Origin of the sequence: Phormidium sp. FACHB-1136 (assembly GCF_014697375.1) — a bacterium.
Taxonomy (GTDB): Bacteria; Cyanobacteriota; Cyanobacteriia; order Phormidesmidales; family Phormidesmidaceae; genus Nodosilinea.
Genome location: NZ_JACJRS010000244.1, coordinates 1 through 1,939, shown reverse-complemented (window position 1 = coordinate 1,939; position 1,939 = coordinate 1). Strand labels below are relative to the sequence as shown.

2 protein-coding genes are annotated in these 1,939 nt (G+C 60.0%); both read left to right on the top strand.

The annotated features are described in order from the left end of the window. A partial coding sequence (locus H6G62_RS27045) for a hypothetical protein (RefSeq protein WP_190500916.1) occupies positions 1-186 on the top strand: 186 nt, incomplete at its 5' end. A 73-nt stretch (positions 187-259) separates the two neighbouring features. Further along, the gene (gene dnaX, locus H6G62_RS27040) at positions 260-1,645 is read left to right on the top strand and encodes a DNA polymerase III subunit gamma/tau (protein ID WP_190500914.1); all 1,386 of its coding nucleotides are present in this window, start codon (positions 260-262) and stop codon (positions 1,643-1,645) included. Positions 1,646-1,939 lie beyond the last annotated feature (294 nt).

Sequence of the window (1,939 nt, the reverse complement as noted above, 5' to 3'; positions counted from 1 at the left end):
GCCCTCAACCTAGACCTCCTGATCAACTTGGCCCGCTCGGCCACGGGCGAGCAACTGCGGCTGGAATTGGGTAGCCCCGAAAGCCTGATTAAGCTCTCTCCGGTGGCGTCGGAGCTAGACGGGCTAGGCGTCGTGGGCTACATGATGCCCGTCAGAATCATCAGTCCCGAACAGGCCCAGTCGTGAATCGTTCAACGGCCACGTCCCGGCGCAGGTCTTAGGCTTGCGCCTTTTTCATGCTCTTTCATTCCCTCCACCCATGAACCTACATCTGAAGTATCGACCCCAAACCCTCGCTGACCTGGTTGGCCAACCTGCCGTCCAGACCTGCCTAACTCAAGCCCTTCAACGCCACCAGATTGCCCCGGCCTATCTCTTTTGCGGGCCACGAGGCACAGGCAAAACCTCCACCGCTCGCATCCTCGCTAAATCCCTGAACTGCCTCAGCCACGATGGCCCCACCGACATGCCCTGCGGCACCTGCGGCACCTGCAAAGGCATCGTGAACGGTTCCGCCCTAGACGTGACGGAGATTGATGCCGCGAGCCATGGCGGGGTTGACGATGCACGGGAACTGGTCAAGACCTGCCAACTGGCCGCCGCCCAATGTCGCTACCGGGTCATCATCATTGACGAGGCCCACATGCTGACCTCCCAGGCCCAGAATGCCCTGCTGAAGCTCATTGAGGAACCCCCAGCCCGAGTGGTCTTTATCCTCGCCACCACCGAACCCCATAAGGTGCTGCCCACCATCGCTAGCCGCTGCCTCAGCTTTGAGTTCAGGCCCATTGCCCAGAAGGTCATCAAAGCCTACCTCACCGATATCGCAACGGCTGAAGGACTCCCGGTCAAAGCCACGGCCATTGAGGCCATGGCGCGACTCTGCCAAGGTGGACTCCGAGATGCGCTCCAACTCCTAGCGAAGGCCGCGCTATGCGACCATGAACCCGTCACCGCCCAAGACCTCTATCGCCTGGTGGGTCAAGTCGGCCCTGGAGAACTGAAAGCGCTGGTTACCGCTATCCAAACCCGCAACGTGGTGAGTCTGATGCAGGGCAGTCGAGACCTGATTGAGGCAGGGCACACCCCTGAAGCGGTTCATGGAGCGCTGCTAGAGGTCTACCACGACCTGCTGTTGCTGATTGAAGCCCCAGGCCAAACCCAACTCCTCACCAGCCTGCTCACCAAGGCCCAACTCGAACCCCTGGCCCAGGCGACCGAGGTCAGCCAAGTCTATCAAGCCCTCAATATCCTGGAAGGGGCCGAACGACCGTTGCGATTTAGCCCGACCCCCCAGCCCTGGCTAGAGGCGACCCTGCTAAAGCTCATGCCCACCCGCCCAACGGCTCGTCTAGCTCCTGTCACCGACATTGCACCGGATCAAGTCTGGAGTCGGGTGCTGGCCACGGCCCAACCCAAGGCGAAGGTGCTGCTCGAAACCTATTGCCAGTTGAGCCACATCGACCTGGGCCGAGGCGTCGCCACCTTAGTGGTGGATTCCGCTAAGCAAGCCACTTTGACCAAGCACAAGAACAAGGTGCAGGGCATCGTCGAGGAAGCCATCGGCCAGTCTATCCAGCTAACGCTTGTCTTTGCTGACCCCGATCCGAACCACAAAGCGAAACTCGCTGAAGTCGTAGGTTAGGAGCAAACGCTGAGTCTGGCTAATCTGCTATCGCAGACCGTGGGTAGGCTCAAACGAGGGGCGCTTTAACCCCATCAAGTGTTCCTCGCTTCTGCCCTGTTCTTTTCGCTCAGGTTCATCCAATGACCACCCTAACCCTCCCAAAACCCGATGCCAGTGGGGGAACGGTGAGGCCCACTCACCCAGTACCCCCGACCTGTGATTTGGTGCTGGGCGTCACAGGCCATCGTCCCCACAAGCTCGCGCCCAAACCCCAGTGCTACTCCAAAGCCTTTCGGGTTGATTTGACTCGGT